The organism is Terrisporobacter vanillatitrophus (assembly GCF_051148895.1).
Classification (GTDB): Bacteria; Bacillota; Clostridia; order Peptostreptococcales; family Peptostreptococcaceae; genus Terrisporobacter; species Terrisporobacter vanillatitrophus.
In genome coordinates, this window is the sequence record NZ_CP154625.1 from 3,136,838 (window position 1) to 3,153,537 (window position 16,700).

The 16,700-nt window shown below is 28.5% G+C and carries 18 protein-coding genes; 1 reads left to right on the plus strand and 17 read right to left on the minus strand.

Going from position 1 to position 16,700, the window contains the following annotated elements; all coding sequences use genetic code 11:
• Positions 1-9: 9 nt before the first annotated feature.
• The 8 genes from TVTCOM_RS15500 to TVTCOM_RS15535 all read right to left on the minus strand — a co-directional run bounded on the left by TVTCOM_RS15500 (position 10) and on the right by TVTCOM_RS15535 (position 8,029).
• Positions 10-651 carry a hypothetical protein gene (locus tag TVTCOM_RS15500; protein WP_434797167.1) on the minus strand — a complete coding sequence of 214 codons (642 nt, stop codon included), beginning with the start codon at positions 649-651 and terminating at the stop codon, positions 10-12.
• Positions 652-807: 156 nt separating this feature from the next.
• Complete coding sequence (locus tag TVTCOM_RS15505; protein WP_434797168.1) at positions 808-1,740, minus strand: 1-phosphofructokinase family hexose kinase; 933 nt, start codon at positions 1,738-1,740, stop codon at positions 808-810.
• Positions 1,741-1,753: 13 nt separating this feature from the next.
• Entirely contained in the window at positions 1,754-2,806 is a 1,053-nt protein-coding gene (locus TVTCOM_RS15510; RefSeq protein WP_434797169.1) for a galactitol-1-phosphate 5-dehydrogenase, read from the minus strand.
• An 18-nt stretch (positions 2,807-2,824) separates the two neighbouring features.
• Positions 2,825-3,673: a class II fructose-1,6-bisphosphate aldolase gene (fba, locus tag TVTCOM_RS15515; protein ID WP_434797170.1), complete on the minus strand. Its 849-nt coding sequence runs from the start codon at positions 3,671-3,673 to the stop codon at positions 2,825-2,827.
• A 115-nt stretch (positions 3,674-3,788) separates the two neighbouring features.
• Entirely contained in the window at positions 3,789-5,150 is a 1,362-nt protein-coding gene (locus TVTCOM_RS15520; RefSeq protein ID WP_434797171.1) for a PTS galactitol transporter subunit IIC, read from the minus strand.
• Between the two features lie 35 nt (positions 5,151-5,185).
• Positions 5,186-5,467 (minus strand): PTS galactitol transporter subunit IIB, encoded by a 282-nt coding sequence (gatB, locus tag TVTCOM_RS15525; protein WP_434797172.1) that lies wholly within the window; start codon positions 5,465-5,467, stop codon positions 5,186-5,188.
• A gap of 2 nt (positions 5,468-5,469) precedes the next feature.
• On the minus strand, positions 5,470-5,934 hold the full coding sequence (locus tag TVTCOM_RS15530; protein ID WP_434797173.1) for a PTS sugar transporter subunit IIA: 465 nt from the start codon (positions 5,932-5,934) through the stop codon (positions 5,470-5,472).
• A gap of 13 nt (positions 5,935-5,947) precedes the next feature.
• A complete protein-coding gene (locus TVTCOM_RS15535) occupies positions 5,948-8,029 on the minus strand; it encodes a BglG family transcription antiterminator (protein ID WP_434797174.1) in 2,082 nt (693 codons plus the stop codon).
• Positions 8,030-8,241: 212 nt separating this feature from the next.
• On the opposite strand from TVTCOM_RS15535, the gene TVTCOM_RS15540 reads away from it, so the two are divergent.
• The gene (locus TVTCOM_RS15540) at positions 8,242-8,865 is read left to right on the plus strand and encodes an HAD family hydrolase (RefSeq protein WP_434797175.1); all 624 of its coding nucleotides are present in this window, start codon (positions 8,242-8,244) and stop codon (positions 8,863-8,865) included.
• A 94-nt stretch (positions 8,866-8,959) separates the two neighbouring features.
• Here TVTCOM_RS15540 and TVTCOM_RS15545 read toward each other — a convergent pair whose 3' ends face one another.
• The 9 genes from TVTCOM_RS15545 to TVTCOM_RS15585 all read right to left on the minus strand — a co-directional run bounded on the left by TVTCOM_RS15545 (position 8,960) and on the right by TVTCOM_RS15585 (position 16,646).
• Positions 8,960-9,556 (minus strand): AAA family ATPase, encoded by a 597-nt coding sequence (locus TVTCOM_RS15545; protein ID WP_434797176.1) that lies wholly within the window; start codon positions 9,554-9,556, stop codon positions 8,960-8,962.
• A gap of 47 nt (positions 9,557-9,603) precedes the next feature.
• Positions 9,604-10,248: an HAD family hydrolase gene (locus tag TVTCOM_RS15550; RefSeq protein WP_434797177.1), complete on the minus strand. Its 645-nt coding sequence runs from the start codon at positions 10,246-10,248 to the stop codon at positions 9,604-9,606.
• A gap of 90 nt (positions 10,249-10,338) precedes the next feature.
• Positions 10,339-10,977: a tetratricopeptide repeat protein gene (locus TVTCOM_RS15555; RefSeq protein WP_434797178.1), complete on the minus strand. Its 639-nt coding sequence runs from the start codon at positions 10,975-10,977 to the stop codon at positions 10,339-10,341.
• Between the two features lie 86 nt (positions 10,978-11,063).
• Positions 11,064-11,732 (minus strand): CPBP family intramembrane glutamic endopeptidase, encoded by a 669-nt coding sequence (locus tag TVTCOM_RS15560; protein WP_434797179.1) that lies wholly within the window; start codon positions 11,730-11,732, stop codon positions 11,064-11,066.
• Between the two features lie 350 nt (positions 11,733-12,082).
• A complete protein-coding gene (locus TVTCOM_RS15565) occupies positions 12,083-12,760 on the minus strand; it encodes an NAD(P)/FAD-dependent oxidoreductase (RefSeq protein ID WP_434797180.1) in 678 nt (225 codons plus the stop codon).
• A 211-nt stretch (positions 12,761-12,971) separates the two neighbouring features.
• Entirely contained in the window at positions 12,972-14,681 is a 1,710-nt protein-coding gene (gene ptsP, locus TVTCOM_RS15570) for a phosphoenolpyruvate--protein phosphotransferase (protein WP_434797181.1), read from the minus strand.
• A gap of 68 nt (positions 14,682-14,749) precedes the next feature.
• Complete coding sequence (locus TVTCOM_RS15575) at positions 14,750-15,010, minus strand: HPr family phosphocarrier protein (protein ID WP_018591429.1); 261 nt, start codon at positions 15,008-15,010, stop codon at positions 14,750-14,752.
• Between the two features lie 45 nt (positions 15,011-15,055).
• Positions 15,056-16,300, minus strand: a complete 1,245-nt coding sequence (locus TVTCOM_RS15580) for a patatin-like phospholipase family protein (RefSeq protein ID WP_434797182.1) — start codon at positions 16,298-16,300, stop codon at positions 15,056-15,058.
• 1 nt (position 16,301) lies between these two features.
• Positions 16,302-16,646, minus strand: coding sequence for a hypothetical protein (locus TVTCOM_RS15585; RefSeq protein WP_434797183.1), 345 nt, complete (start codon positions 16,644-16,646; stop codon positions 16,302-16,304).
• Positions 16,647-16,700 lie beyond the last annotated feature (54 nt).

Here is a 16,700-nt window from a genome sequence, read left to right on the forward strand (position 1 = left end):
TTTGCTTATCTAAATTATTTTTTCAACAATTAAAATCAAGTCCGAAATTATTATTTGATTCAAAACTGTTAAGTCAAATCCAAATTTCTTTAATGAAATATTAATTTTATAAGGTAAATTTTCTTCTACAACCTGTAATTTAGTACCTTGAATTGTATTACTTATTTCTTCACTTTCTCCATCATCAATATTTGGTACAATAATTGTATTCTCCATTGCAAATAATTCTTCACTATTTCCATTTATCTTAAAATCTACTCTAAGTATATTTCCTTCTTTTGCATTTTCATTAAATTTAAAACTATATTTTAGAGAAACATATATTGAATAAATTCCTAATTCATTAATTGTCAAAGTATCATTAGGCCTTTGAATAACACTTGATTCAATTTTATATGATGATGTATTTATTTCAAGAGGTGCAGCTGTAAGATATAAATTTTGATTATCAGTTATTATTTGAAATAATTTAGGATCATTAACCTGAACTATACATATATCTTTTGGTTGTAAATAGCAACAATCATTATTGTTATAAGATAGCTTATCACATTTACATATGCATATTTTTTCACAGCCACAAGGACAAGTTTTTTCACATTTTTTACACTCCTCACAACTATTATTTTTTGAATTATCTTTCATAACCATTTTATTATCTCCTCCCATATTTTAATTACTATCTTATTTAATATACCTCTTCAATATTTTATTCTTTGTATGTACCTTTAGTGACATTATTAGATATATTTTTATTTATAAAAAAAATATAGATAAGTTTCATAATTAAACTTATCTATATCTTTATTAATAAATCTTCTCAATTATTATATTTTTCAATATATTATCTGCCTCTTCTGAGTTGAAATTTCCTGTTGAGAAAGTCATTGCATTAGCAGCAGAAATTGATATAGCATATTTTAAGCTATCTATATTTGAATATTCTCTTTCCATTGCAACTGCAAACGCGGCAACCATAGAATCTCCACACCCTACAGTGTTAACAACATTTATTTTAGGAGGTTTTCCATGATAAACACCTTCTTTGCAAGCTAATAATGCTCCGTCCTTTCCAAGAGATACAACAACTAGCTCTATTCCACTCTCATAAAGTTTTATGGCACTATTGATTACTTCTTTTCTATTATTTATACTAACACCTAATAAGTTTTCCATTTCTTCACTATTAGGCTTTATCATGGTTGGTAAAGCTTTTATGCCCTCTTTTAGCAAATCACCTGATGCATCTAAAATAACTTTTTTATTTTTATGCTTTATCATTTTTATTAACGTTGCATAAATATCAGTGGACACACCTTGAGGCACACTGCCAGAAATAGTAATAATATTGCTACTATTTATTATTTTATCAAAGTCACATATAAATTTATTTATTTCATCTTCACTAATGAAAGGTCCTTTTTCTAAAAACTCTGTAGATATATTATTCTCATCTAATATGTTTATGCAATTTCTAGTTTCACTTTTTACATGTGTAAATTGATTTTTTATATTATCTTCTTTCAATATTTCTTCAGCCAATGATCCACAATGTCCACCTACAAATCCAGTAGCTAAAACTTCTTCTTTACAAAGAGAAATTACTCTAGATACATTTAACCCTTTTCCTCCAGCAGTATTATTACATTCTAATACTCTAATAACTTTGCCTGACTCCACACACCCTTTTATCTTATATGCCTTATCAACAGATACATTTAAAGTTACAGTTGTAATCATTTAATTCTCTCCCTTATACTTCTTCACTATCTATTAATATTTTCCCTTTTACCTGGTTATTTTTGTACATTTCAAAGGCAGCTGGTATTTCCCTTAAAGGAATTTTTTTATAAATTAATGATTCATCAAATTTTAATTCTCCAGTTTTAAAATAATGAGCAGTTAATTCCCACTCTTTCCCTGGGAATGGAGCGCTATAAGACATCCAAGATCCTGTTAAATTAAATTCTTTTCTATTCATTTGCTCCCATTCTTTTACTGAGAAAGTAATTTCTTTTGTAGGAGTTCCTATAAAACATATATTAGATTTATTGGCAGCTAATTCAAATGCCATCTTCATTGTTATTGTATTTCCTGCTGTTTCATAAACATAGTCAAATCCTCTATTATTTGTTAATTCTAATGCATTTTTCATGAAATTTTCTTCTAATGTATTTATTACTGCATCCGAACCTAAAGTTTTAGCAAGTTCTAATCTTTCCTTATTTATATCAAATACTACAACTTTCTTAGCTCCAAATATTTTAGCCCATTGCATTGTAAATAAACCAATTGTTCCTCCACCTAAAATTGCAACAGTTTTTCCCCCCTCATAAAGTACTCTCTGTAATCCATGTAGTGCTACTGTAGCTGGTTCAAAAAATGCACCTTGTTCAAAAGTAACTTCATCTTCAAATTTTACTGCGTTTCTTTCTGGAACTACTACATATTCTGCAAAACTTCCAAATTCTCTAGAGCCTATAAAACTATAGTGTTTACAAAGAGCATGATTTCCGCTTTGACAATCTTCACACTTCATACAAGTAACTAAAGGAACCCCTGCTACCCTATCTCCAATTTTTAGAGAAGTAACTTCTTTACCGATTTCTTCTATTACACCAGAGAATTCGTGCCCTAACACATTAGGATAAAAGTGGCATGCGTCTGCATTCACTCTCGGTACATCCGATCCACAAATTCCTGTATATTTTACTTTTATTAAAACCTGATTTTCTTTTGGAATAGGTTTATTTATATCTTCAAATCTTATATCTTCTCTACCATGAACTACGCCTGCTTTCATCATAGTCATATCCCTTCTTTCTTATGCTTTATCTATTGAACCACACATGTTAATTCTATTTTTTACTAACTCTTTAACATTTTCCATGGCAACTTTTCCATATTTCTTTGGATCTATTGTTTCTGGATTTTTTTCTAATGTCTTTTTTACCCCCTCTGTATAAGCAATTCTTAATTCTGTGGCAAAATTCACTTTGCAGATTCCTCTGTTTATACTTTCTTTTATAGCTTCTTCTGACAATCCAGAAGCACCATGTAAAACTAAAGGTACATCTACAAGTTCTCTTATTTCACTCAATCTATCTAAATCCAACTTTGGAATTCCATCATAAACTCCATGAGCTGTTCCTATAGCTACTGCAAGAGAATCTACATTTGTTCTTTCTACAAATTCTTTTGCTTCTTTAGGATCTGTATATCCTCCACATCCGCCATCCAAATCATCTTCTTTTCCACCTACTTTTCCTAGTTCAGCTTCCACAGGAATAGATGAAGGTTTACATGCATCTACAACTCTCTTTGTTATTTCTATATTTTCTTCAAAAACACTGTGGGAGCCATCAATCATAATGGATGTATATCCACCTCTAAATGCTTGCATAGCTAAATCAAAACTACTTCCATGATCTAAATGCATTGCTACTGGCACCCTAGATTTTTTTGCTGCTGAACTTACATTGGATAAATAATAATCAATACCTGCATACTTAACTGTTGATGGTGTAGTTTGCATAATTACAGGTGAGTTTAATTGTTCTGCAGCTTCTATTACAGCCATAACCATTTCCATGTTTTCCACGTTGAAGGCACCTACTGCATATTTCCCTTCTTGTGCTTTTATTAATATCTCTTTTGTCGTAACTAATGGCATTATACTTCCTCCTCTTTATTCTAATTAAGCTCAAAAGGTATAAAAAAAAATATATGTTATACTAAGTGATAACTAATACATTAGTTATCACTTAGTAAGTATATATTTCTTAACCTTAAGCTATATTTTCCTCTTTTAATGCTTTTGCACGTTGCTTAGATGTTCTAACAGCAAATACTAAACATAGTACATATATACCACCTACTATTAACATTCCTGGTATATTATCTCTAGTAAATATTTCTGTGAACACATAAGTTATTGGTGCTCCACCTTGGTCTAGTGCAGCTAATTGAGATGCACCATTCATAGAATTTGTAGTTTCTGCTAACTTTGTTACCCAAGGTATAGTTTGGTTTGCTATCCATATCGTGAAATACATTATGAATGATCCTGAAATTATAGTTCTAAATAGATTTCCTTTATGTACTGCTACTGCAATTGCTATAAAAAATCCTATTGTTGCTAAATCCCCAAATGGCAGGATAACGTTACCCGGAACAATAACAGCTATTAATATAGTAAGAGGTATAAATATTAGTCCTGCTGTTACAACTTGTGGATCCCCTAGTAATATAGCAGGATCTAATCCTATATAGAATTCAGAGTTATCATATTTCTTAGATAATATTTCTTTTGCTCTTTCTGATATTGGCATTAATCCTTCCATTATACATTTTACAACTTTAGGCATTAGTACCATTACTGCTGACATTTTTACACCTAATTGTAATGAAGCTGAAAAATTATAACCAGCTAAAAATCCTACTAAAGCTCCTAATATACCACCTATTACTATTGGTTCTCCAAGAACTCCAACCTTTTCTTGTAAAGAATCTGCTGTTATATCTATATCTCTTATTCCTGGTATTTTTTCTATTACCCAATCTATAACACAAGCTACTGGTGCTAAGTATGCAGACGTACCATGTGGTACTGTAAGTCCATCTAATTCAAAATAATCTGTCATTAAAGGTGCCCATATATCACCTAGTTTATATGCTATAGCCGCATGAACTATTACTCCTAATATACCTATCCAGAAGTTACCTGTTGCCACATATGCTATTGCTCCTGTAAACGTCATATGCCATATATTCCATATATCTATATTTACAGTTTTTGTCCATTTTAAAGCTAACATTATTATATTTACTGCTATTGCTATTGGTATTGCTACAGTTGCTATATTAGATGCCCAAGTCATAGGTGATGCTCCAGGCCATCCTATATCAACTACACTCATTGAAAGGCCAAAGTTTTCAGACATTGCTTGCGCTGCAGGTCCAAGTTGAGCATTCATCATGTCTACTATAAGTCCAAGACCAACAAATCCTACACCGATCATTAAACCTGACCTAACTGACTTACCAACTTTAACACCAACACATATACTTAAAACTGCAATTACAAGTGGAAGCATAACTGATGCCCCAAGACCTATGATATAATTGATTATATCACCAAATATTCCCATGGTAATTCCTCCTTAGTTTTATATAAATATAATTTCTAACCTTGTAATACTTCTAAAATTGCTTTCTCAGTTTTTTCTACCCCTACACCTGATATAAAAGGCATTCCTGTTATTAAAGGTATACCATAATCTCTTTTTACTTTAGAAGTTGTAACTATTAAGCTTGCACCACTTAAGTTTGATTCTATTTCAGATATTCTAACTTGTGCAATTTCTATTTCTATTCCATTTTTCTTTCCTAATTCAACTATTTTATTTGCTGCTATTGTTGATGTTGCCACAGCTCCACCGCATGCTACTATTACTTTCTTTTTCATAATTATTCATTCTCCTTATTTTTTATTATTTCTATTATATCTTCTTTGTTTTTTGCATTTGATAACTGGAATAATACATTTTTATCTTGTAGAATCCCTAATATACTTTGTAAAGTTGATAAATGTTTTTGAGGATCATCTACAGCTAACATTACTATAACTTTCGCATCTACTTCTTCATCATCAGTTCCCATTTGTATAAATTTAACAGGTTCTTTTAATGTGGCTATACCAATTCCTGCCTCATTAACATGTGATACATCTGTATGAGGTATTGCTATTCCAAATCCATCAACATCTATTCCTGTTGGAAATTCTGATTCACGGTTTATAAGAGCATTTACATAGCTGCCCTTACATAAACCTTCTTTTATAAATTCACTTCCCATTTCCTCCATTATTTCTGAGCTATCTTGAACTTCTAGCTTCGGAAATATTAAATTTTCTTTTAGTTGTTCCCAAACCAACTTTTTCACCTCCCTAGATGCTATATTCATATCTTCTTATAATTTCAGATAATTCATATTCAGTTTTAGCATTTTCCATTGCTTCTTTAAATTTATCTTGACCTAGCATGTTTACTAAGTTAAAAAAGGCTTTTAAATGTGTATTATGATCTATTGCACTTAAACAACAAACAAACTTTACTTCTTCTCCTTCTTCACCATCACCAAACATTATAGGATTTTTTAACCTAATTAAGTTCATTCCAACTTTTTTAGTTCCAGAGTCTATACCTTCATGAGGCATAGCAAATCCTTCTGAGATTACTACATAAGGACCATTTTCTTCTATATTGGCAATCATACTACTTATGTATCGTTCTTCTATATAACCATCATCTAGCAATTTTTTTGCGGAAATTTTAATTGCATCTCTCCAATTATCACACTCCACATCTAATTTAATATTAGAACTTGGTAATAGGTGATGAAGATATGGTTTTGTATAATCTAATTCTTCATGACTTCCATCATCAAAGTAATCTAAGATTGCATCTGTAACTTTTTCAGTTAATTCTACTGGCATTTTATCTTCAAATTCCATAAAAACTGATTTTAACTTATTTAAAAGCCCCTTTGCAGTTACTTCTTTTTTCTCAATTCTTGGTGGAATATTTCTATCATTTCTAATTTCATCAATTTTACTTCCTAATCTTATGTAATCTTCATCTGTAAAAAGTGGAGATACTATAACATAATCATTTTTAATATTTTCTAATGGCACCGTTGATATTACTAAGTCAGCATTTCTATTATTTATGTTTTTTTCATCATGAGATGATACTATGTCAACTATTTGGAAATTATAATGTGTCTTTAGCTTAGCTAGAAGCAACTGTGAAGTTCCTATACCTCCGTTACATACTAAAATCACATGGAAGGCTATTTCTTGATTTTTCTTTCTTTCTATGGCTGCACAAATATGAATCGTTATATAAGCAAGCTCTATATCGCATATTTCTCTTTGTGTATACTTTTCAATAATATCTATATGTTTTCTAGCTGCCATAATAACATTAGGATTTTTTATTACCACCGCATCTATAAATTCATTAGGTTGTAAATTATTATTTCTCGCTCTAAATATGGATTCTAAATGATTAGATAAATTTTGATAAAAATCATAATCATCATTTAAGTTCATTTTTAACTCATGTGATACGCCTTCTATAAATTGTCTTGTTAAAAGCTGAATTTTTACCATACTTTCATTTTCATTGTCTTTTTTTAAATATCTCAATTCATTCAATACTCTACTTAAAAATATTTCTTCATCTACTGTTGTCATAATATTACAATATTGAGAAATATATTTAAATATATCTTGAGCCATAGGAAGTTTGGTTTTACAAGTAATATTTTGCTTTTCTATTAATTCACCCTTTTTAAGCCTTAATATGGCTATAGTCAAATAAGACCTTAATTTTAAGTAAGATAAGTCAGTAAGATATTTTTCATGTGTATGTTCCTGTTCATTAATAATCCTATGTATTTTATCCATATCACTTTTTAACAATAAATTTTCACTATTTATAGATGAGATTAAATTTTTATTATCTTTATCGGATAAAATAATATTTAATAAAAAGCTTCTTTTATCACTTTCTAATCCATCAAGCCTTAAACCTTTATTGGCATGAGATATGACAGTTAGATTCCCTGATTTTAAATATTCTTTAACTCTTCCTAAATCATTTATTATGGTTGCTCTACTTACATAAAGGGTATCTGCAATTTTCGAAAGTGTAATATATTCTGAAGATTCTATAAGTATAATAGCTATCATTATTTTTCTTTCTTCCTTTGATAACTTATATGTATAAAAATCTCTATCAGAAATTAATTCATACGCATCCTTAATGTCATCTTTTTTTTCAATCTTACCATTACTACATAAGGATAAAAGTGATATACTATTTTCTTTAAGAAAATTATTAATATCATTTAAATCATTCCTTATTGTTCTTTGGGATACACTAAAGTTTTTTGCCAAAGATGATATTGTTATGTCATTTCTATCTATAATTTCAAAGAGTATTTCTTTTGTTCTCTTCTTCATTTTTCTCCCCCCAATTGCTATGATTAAATTCTATCAGCATTATTAAATATAAAACAGTCAAATGTCTTTCACTGTTTATTGCAAAAAAATATAACAGTATAAATCACTTCAAAAAAACTTGAAAAGATTTATACTATACGTTCTATTGTAAAGTAATATATAATTTTTATTAAGATTAAAATTGCCAAAATACTGTTTAAAAGGAGTAATATATGTATAAATTAATAATTTTTGATATTGATGGAACATTATTAGATACAGAATCTGCTGTATTAAAAGGACTGCAAAAATGTTTAAAAAAACATCATAATATAGAAGTAAACTTAGAAGACTTAGAATTTGCTATTGGTATGCCTGGAGATGCGGTTTTCTCAAATTTTGGTATTAGCGATAATGGGTTTAGTTATAGCAAGTGGATTAAGTATATTGATGATTATAAAGATGAAATTAAATTGTTTGATGAGATTGAAAATACTTTAGAATTCTTAAGAAAAAATAATGTTATTTTAGCCATAGCTACTTCTAAAACTAGATTTGAATATGATACAACAGTTAAACACTTCAATGTTAATCATTATTTTGATTATGTAGTTTGTATTGATGAAGTTCAACATCCAAAACCAAATGCAGATTCACTTCTAAAAATTCTTCAACAGTCAAAAGTCTCAGTTGAAGACGCATTATTTGTAGGTGATACTTATTTTGATATAGAGTGTGCTAGAAATGCTCAAATGGACTTTGGTTTAGCATCATGGGGAGCCCATGAAAAATGTAAATGTATGTGTAATATTCATTTTTCAACTCCAAAAGAATTATGTGAAACTAAATTAATATAGCCTATTTATGTTTAAATTATAAATTCTCAATATCTAAAAAGCTGAACATATCAAATATACCCAGCTTTTTTAACTAATTCTCTCTATTAGTTGATTATTTAAATTTTTTTTCAACAAAGTCTATTATCATCCTTACAGCCTCATCTATGCCAATAAAGCTAGTATCTAAACATAAATGATAATTCTTTGCATCTCCCCAATAAGAGTCTGTGTAGTATTTATAATAAGACGCTCTTTCTTTATCTATTTTTTTCACAACAGAAGCACTTATTTCTTCCTTTACATTATGTTCAATTATAGCTCTTTTTCTTCTAAATTCAAAATCTCCATGAATAAATATATTAAATACATTATCAAATTCTTTTAAAGCATAATTTGATGCTCTTCCAACAAATATACAAGATTTTTCAGTGGCAAGTTTTTGTATCAAATTAAACTGTTTTAAAAATAATTGGTGGTTAATAGGTAAATTATTTGATCCATAGTCATATCCAAAGTAACTCAAAACTTTTAATGGCTTTTCATCATATTTTTCAAAATATTCCTTGCAATATCCGCTTTCTTTGGCCACTATAGTTAGTAATTCTTTATCATAGCATGGTATATCAAAATACGCAGCCAGTTTTCTTCCTATTTCTCCACCACCACTACCGTATTCTCTACCAATAGTTATTACAAATTTACCTTTCATAAGTATCCCCCATTTTAAATAAATGTTAAAACAATAAATAATATATTCTATATAATCTCTAGTATAGATGATAAATTATTTACTATCTTAATATTATTATATTCTTTAAAATCATTTTGTGATGTAGTTCCAGTAGTAACTCCAACAAAATCTATTTGTCCATTTTCTGCTGCCTTAGCATCTATATAGCTATCTCCAACATATAGTACATCTTCTTTTTTACAATTAAAGTAGTCTAATGCTTTCATTAAACCTTCTGGATTTGGTTTATGAGTGGTCACATTTTCATAGCCTATTATATAATCAACGTATTTTCTACAATCTAAATGCTCTAGTATTTTATCTATTCTAGCTCCCATTCTACTAGATACTATACCCACTTTTATTCCATTTTGCTTGAGAGTCTTTAGTGTTTCAACAGTATCTTCAAATAAAACAGTATTTTGAATTGTAATCTCATCTGATTTAACTCTATAAATTGATACAAGCTCTTGAACCTTTTCTTCATCCTTTATTCCTGTTAGTTCTGGAAAGGCATCATCTAATGTCATACCGATAGTTTTAATAGCTTTTTCTCTATCAAAACCATCTATATTCATTGTCTCAAAAGTATGCCTAAAACATTCTACTATAGGATTAGTTGTATCCGCTAAAGTATAATCAAAGTCAAATAAGCATAATTTGTATTTCATATTTGTCCCCCCTAAATTTGTCATTTATTATTAATAATATCATAAATACAAATTTATTTCTTCACATAATTAAAGAGGGCTTACACCCTCTTAATCATTTTCATGTTCCCTCCAATATTTATCCCTCTTTTCACAATAATGTTTATACATTTCTTCATCTCCTAATTCTTTATAACAACATGCAATGTCAAAAAAGAAAAATGGATTATCTCCATACAATTTGGTAATTTTCTTTAAAGTTTTAATCGCATCTTCATATTTTTTAGCTTCTATCTGACTTTGTGATTTATGATATTGTATATATTGATCCTCTTTAATTTCATACTCCATCTCTTCAGCAATTTCAAAATATTTAATTGCTTCTTCATGTTCATTTATTTTTGCTAATATATCAGCCTTTAACAAGTAACTATCTGGAAAAATCGGTATAAAATCAATAAGTTCATTTGATATTAACAAAGCCTTCTTGTAATTTTTTTTCTTTTTAAATTCTTCACATATGTTATATAAAACATCATACTTATCTTCTAAATAATCAAAATCTTTTATGGATGAAATCATTTCAAAAGCTTCGTCTACTCTATCTATTCTTTTTTGTGCAAGGAACAAAACCGAATCATCTATACTTAACTCATCATAATATTTTTTCATTAAATTGAAATAAGATTCCTTGACTTCCTCTTTTGAAAAATCTTCTTTTACATTAAGCTCTCTAAAGATATTTTTCATCTTGCCCTCCCCTGCATAGCAACTAATTTTCTTATTTTAATTATAGTTCTTAATTACTAGTTACAATTCATAAATTACAAATATTTTTATCTTCCAAATATATTTATAAAACCATGCACTAATATACAAGAGTATGAGTTTTTTATTCTATACCTAAAAAAGCCTATGAAAAATCCATAACTTAACATTAGTGAGCATTTAATCATAATAATTAATGCCATATGATTAAATCCACTTGTCATAATAATTTCATCAATATATCCAATATGATAAACAGAAAATAGAACTGTCGTCAAAAAGTAGATTTTTATTTCATCCATATTTTCTTTTTTTAAAATATTCCATATGTAAGATCTAAATATAAGTTCTTCATATATAGGTGTCATTATAGCTGTGTAAAGTAAAGGTAGAATGGTCTCTATTGATATTTTTGTTAAAAAAGAAGGAGATGTAAGAATTAAAAGTAATACAGCTCCAGTTACAAGAAAGTAATAAATTTTTGATTCTTTATTTTTCATATAAGAGAAAATATCTAAAGAAACTTTTTCTTTTTTGGATTTATATATTACAAATAGCGTAAGTAAAAACATTATAATTGTAGATATTAATACATCATTAAATTTGTTATAGGATAAAACTAAAAACACACTTTGCTTTAGCAATACTCTACTTATCTGTAATCCAATTAGTAAAGCTATAATCTTTATCATTGTGTAAGAATTTTCATTATTATTTAATTCACTACTATTATTCATTTTATACTCCTTTGTATTAATATAAATAATCACTCACTTTAAGTTTATTATTGTTTTAAACATTAATTACATATATTCTCTTGTTTTAATTAAATTGTGTTTATTTTTAGTAAAGTAATGTATAAATTATATATTATAAAAGGGTATAAAAAAGATTTTGATAATTTTCTAAGTAAAATCTTAGGTGAGTCTATGTATTGTAGGCAGATTGTAACTTCCAAAGATCAAATAATGACTTTATCAACTTGTAGTTATGAATATGATAATGCTAGAATAGCTATTTTTGCTGTAAAAAATAAATATATGATTAAAAGAGTTACAGTATTCTCTATAACTCTTTTAATCATATATTATAATTTAAGTTCTAAGTCAGCTATATTAAGAACTTCTTCTCTAAAAGTATCTATGCTTATTCTATCTACAAAATCTCCTAATTTTTCGCCTAGTTTAGCTGTATCTTTATAATAAAAAAGTATTATTTTAACTAAATTAAAAGCTTCATCTTCTGATAATCCTTTAGTAACTATATCTGAACTTCTTGGATGATACCCAGCACTACCACCAACAGTAATATAAAAAGTACTATCTAGATCAACCATTACTCCTATATCTTTAGAGTATACACTTGAACATGCATTTTTACATCCTGCAACCCCTATTTTAGTTCTGCATGGAAGTTCCATACCATGAAATTTCCTACTAATCTTCATCCCTATTCCAATAGTTGGATATTTTGAACGCTTACAATAGTTTGATGGGCACATTTCCACATTTTTAAGTGAATTTTGTACTTTTACAGCTGGTTCCATTCCTAATTCTTCCCATATTGCCGGTAAATCCTCTTGTTTTAAATTTGTAATTAAAATTCTTTGACCAGAAGTTATTTTTAAAACACCTTTGTATTTTTTTGCTACTTCTCCTATTTTTATTAAATTATCTGGAATAATAAATCCACCTGGAATATGTGGTGTTATAGCATAAGTTCTTTTTCCATTTCTTATTTTTTGTAGATTTCCATATACACTCATTTACATATATCTCCTTTGCCTAAGTTAATTAATATTTTTAGTATACTACAATATAATTTATTTTATCTACTTTTTACTTAACTTCAATATAAATATAACATTCTTTCTTTATTCCATTATGATAAGGATCTTCTAAATTAAATTTTTCCACATTCCAAGTAATCCGTCTACAATATGTAAAAAGCTATCCTAAAAAGATAGCTTTTTTATATTATTTACTAAAAGTTTTTTCTACATAAGCTTTTATTTCTTCTGCAGTTCCAAGAGATAGTACTTCTTCTGAGAATTTTTTCATATCTTCAAAACTTAATGAATTTATTAATTTTCTAGCAGGTAATATTGATATTGGACTCATTGAGAATTCATCTAATCCAAATCCAAGTAATATTGGTATCATTAATTGATCTCCTGCAGACTCTCCACACATTCCAGCCCATTTACCTTCTTTGTGTGCATTATCTATAACCATTTTTATAAGTCTAAGTACAGCTGGGTTAAATTGGTTATATAGGTAACTTATTTTTTGGTTCATTCTATCAACTGCACAAGTATATTGTATTAAGTCATTAGTTCCTATTGAGAAGAAATCAACATGCTTAGCAAGTACATCTGATATTACTGCTGCAGATGGAACTTCTATCATCATACCAACTTCTACTTCTTCAGAATAAGCTATTCCTTCAGCTTTTAACTGAGATTTAACTTCTTCACAAACTTCTTTAGCTTGTAATAATTCTTCTAATGAAGATATCATTGGGAACATTATTCTTAATTTTCCATGTACACTTGCTCTATATAAAGCTCTAAGTTGAGTTACAAATATTTCTTTTCTATCTAGACAAAGTCTTATAGCTCTGTATCCTAAGAATGGATTCATTTCTTCATCCATTGGTAGATAATCTAATTTCTTGTCTCCACCTATATCTAAAGTTCTTATAACTATTGGTTTTCCAGCCATTCCTTCAAGTACTGCTTTGTAAGCATTGTATTGCTCCTCTTCACTTGGGAAATCACTTCTATCCATGTATAAGAATTCTGTTCTATAAAGTCCTACACCTTCAGCATCATTTTTTATAAGACCTTCTACATCTCCTGGAGTACCTATGTTACCTGCAAGTTCCACATGTCTTCCATCAGTAGTTATTGAAGCCTTACCTTTTAATAATTCTAATGCTTTTTTGTATTCTTCAAAATCAGTTTTTAATTTTGTATATTTAGTTATGGTTTCTTCATCTGGGTTTATAATTACTTCACCAGTATCTCCATTAAATGCTACTAAATCACCGTCTTTTATTTCTTTTGTTGCATCACTAAGACCTACTATAGCAGCTATTTCTAAAGTTCTAGACATTATAGCAGTATGAGAAGTTCTTCCTCCTATATCTGTTAAGAATCCTAAAACTTTTTTCTTATCCATTGTTGCTGTATCAGATGGTGTTAAGTCGTGAGCAACTAATACTACTTCTTCAGCTAAATCAGCTAAGTCTATAACTTTTACACCTAGTATGTGTCTAAGAACTCTGTTTGTTACGTCTTTTATATCAGCAGCTCTTTCTCTCATATATTCATTGTCCATAGATTCAAACATACCTACGAACATTTCTTTTATTTCATTTAATGCAAAGTCTGCATTAATTTTTTCATCATTTATTTTACTAACAGCAGATTCAACTAATTCTGGATCTTCTAACACTAATAAATGTGCTTCAAATATTTCAGCTTCGTGCTCGCCAAGTTCAGCTAAAGCCTTTTCCTTTACTTTTGTTAACTCTTCTTTTGAAACTTCAACAGCAGTTCTTAATTTTGATATTTCTGCTTCACAATCAGATATTGCTTTTCTTTCTATTACTAACTGCGTATCTTCAACTACTAACGCTTTCCCCAAAACAATACCTGGAGATGCTCCTATACCCTTTAACATGTTGCTTTTCCTCCTAAAGATATTATTACATTAAAACCTGGGTAATTTATACCCAGGTTTATATTGGATTATTCACCAAATCCAGACTCTACTAATTCAACTAAAGCATTAACTGCTGCTTCTTCATCTGCACCAGCTGCACATATAGTTACTTCTTCACCTTTTCCAAGGCCTAAACTCATTATTCCCATTATTGATTTAGCGTTTACTACTTTACCTTTGCATTTTACTTCAACTGTTGAAGTGAATTCTGATGCTTTTTTTACAAACATACCAGCTGGTCTCGCATGTAAACCTGTTTCATTTTTGATTACTACTACCTTTTCCATTTTACAACCTCCAGGCAAATTAAAAAATTTAATTAAATAATTAGCTTATTTTTGTTTATTAAAATCATAAATAATCAAATTAGTGATTATTTTCGCTAATTTACTAGTTGAGTGAGTGACAAGTAGCTTACTGTCATTCATTTGTTTATTACAAGTTTGGATAACTTTATTGAAATCATAAAGTTCAACCCTATTTATATTATTTTCTTCAAGCTTTCTTTCATACATACTGTAAAAAATATCTTTATAAGAAGAATTTTTGTCTATATCTAAAACTTCAATAATTTTAGGTATAATATTTTCCATTAGCGTTCTACGATTTATATCTTTTTTTATATTTAATAAATAACATAAATCATTTATAGTATCATTACTCAGATTGCATATTTTATTAAAACAATAATCCTCATTATATTTACAGTCAAGATTGAAGAAATAATTAACTCCATCATATCTTTTATAAGCTTTCATGGTATCAAGATATCCAAGCTTTATATTTGATTCAATATGATCCTTATCTTTATTAAGTGAACCTCCCAAATATTGAGATGGTACTATAACCTTTAAATTCAAATTTTGATATCTATTTATTATCATTTTACCAAAGAAGTCATCCACTAATCTAATTACTACTATATCATCATATCCCTTTTGTGCCAACATATTAATTGGTATGTTATCTGAGAACATTCCATCTAGATAAAGTTTATCATCTAGCTTGTCCAACTGAAATATTGGTAGTGATGAACTAGCTATTAAGTAATCTACTAATCTTCCTTCTGGTATATCTTCTGTGTATAAAAGTTTTGGAAATATCTTTCCATCCCAATATGCTGTTGTTATACCAAAATCAATTTTAGATTTTCTTATTTTCTCTTCATCAATTTTTTCCTCTAGTAATTTTCTAAGTGGGCTTATATCTATTCCCTGATTTTTTCTAGCTTTATTCATTAGTTCGACTACATCATGAAAGCTCTTTACCTTCATTTCAACATTTTTATACCTTTCATATACATCTTCATCTATATTCATAAAGCTTTTATAATCATAGTTTACCCAAATATCCTCCATAGCATCGAAATCCCCCTGAACAATAAGCGCTCCATTTAATGCCCCTATGGAAGTTCCTGCTATTCCAGTAAATTGCATTCCTAAATCTGTTAAGGCTCTATAAGCTCCTATTTGATAAGCGCCTTTTGTTCCCCCACCTTCTAATACAAGACCTTTTTTCATTTTATCACCTAACTTTTCATGGAGAATATATATAATATATTCTCCATATTTTTTCATGTTATTTTATAGCCCCTTTAGTGTTTACAACTTTTATTGACTTTAAAAATAATTTCTTCTCAATTGGTTTTAGTGATAAGTTGTTCATTATATAATTTTCTTCATCAACAAGATAAATTTTTTTGTATCCTGTTTTTAAGAAAGCCATACATACGGTTCTGATATCATCTTCATCCTCGCATTCGAAAAAAGATGGAGAAACTACTAATTTATATAATGATGATTTTTTATTTTTAATAGTTTGCTTATAAGTGTTTAAAAAATTATTTGCTTCTCTTTTACTTATAAAGCCACTTACATCAACATAAACTTTCTTTTCTTCTTCATTTATACTCATATTTATCACTTATCTCACCCCCCAAATAATTCATTATTTTATTATATGAATTAAATTGAGCAA

What these genes read in the sequence shown, in the direction of transcription:
- TVTCOM_RS15550 (WP_434797177.1), bottom strand. Translation starts at nt 10,248, where the DNA reads ATGAAATACAAATTATGCTTATTTGACTTTGATTATACTTTAGCGGAT.
- TVTCOM_RS15535 (WP_434797174.1), bottom strand. Translation starts at nt 8,029, where the DNA reads ATGAAGAAGAGAACAAAAGAAATACTCTTTGAAATTATAGATAGAAAT.
- TVTCOM_RS15565 (WP_434797180.1), bottom strand. Translation starts at nt 12,760, where the DNA reads ATGAGTGTATATGGAAATCTACAAAAAATAAGAAATGGAAAAAGAACT.
- TVTCOM_RS15575 (WP_018591429.1), bottom strand. Translation starts at nt 15,010, where the DNA reads ATGGAAAAGGTAGTAGTAATCAAAAATGAAACAGGTTTACATGCGAGA.
- TVTCOM_RS15505 (WP_434797168.1), bottom strand. Translation starts at nt 1,740, where the DNA reads ATGATTACAACTGTAACTTTAAATGTATCTGTTGATAAGGCATATAAG.
- fba (WP_434797170.1), bottom strand. Translation starts at nt 3,673, where the DNA reads ATGCCATTAGTTACGACAAAAGAGATATTAATAAAAGCACAAGAAGGG.
- TVTCOM_RS15545 (WP_434797176.1), bottom strand. Translation starts at nt 9,556, where the DNA reads ATGAAAGGTAAATTTGTAATAACTATTGGTAGAGAATACGGTAGTGGT.
- TVTCOM_RS15540 (WP_434797175.1), top strand. Translation starts at nt 8,242, where the DNA reads ATGTATAAATTAATAATTTTTGATATTGATGGAACATTATTAGATACA.
- TVTCOM_RS15500 (WP_434797167.1), bottom strand. Translation starts at nt 651, where the DNA reads ATGGTTATGAAAGATAATTCAAAAAATAATAGTTGTGAGGAGTGTAAA.
- TVTCOM_RS15560 (WP_434797179.1), bottom strand. Translation starts at nt 11,732, where the DNA reads ATGAATAATAGTAGTGAATTAAATAATAATGAAAATTCTTACACAATG.
- TVTCOM_RS15520 (WP_434797171.1), bottom strand. Translation starts at nt 5,150, where the DNA reads ATGGGAATATTTGGTGATATAATCAATTATATCATAGGTCTTGGGGCA.
- TVTCOM_RS15555 (WP_434797178.1), bottom strand. Translation starts at nt 10,977, where the DNA reads ATGAAAAATATCTTTAGAGAGCTTAATGTAAAAGAAGATTTTTCAAAA.
- TVTCOM_RS15510 (WP_434797169.1), bottom strand. Translation starts at nt 2,806, where the DNA reads ATGATGAAAGCAGGCGTAGTTCATGGTAGAGAAGATATAAGATTTGAA.
- ptsP (WP_434797181.1), bottom strand. Translation starts at nt 14,681, where the DNA reads ATGTTAAAGGGTATAGGAGCATCTCCAGGTATTGTTTTGGGGAAAGCG.
- TVTCOM_RS15580 (WP_434797182.1), bottom strand. Translation starts at nt 16,300, where the DNA reads ATGAAAAAATATGGAGAATATATTATATATATTCTCCATGAAAAGTTA.
- gatB (WP_434797172.1), bottom strand. Translation starts at nt 5,467, where the DNA reads ATGAAAAAGAAAGTAATAGTAGCATGCGGTGGAGCTGTGGCAACATCA.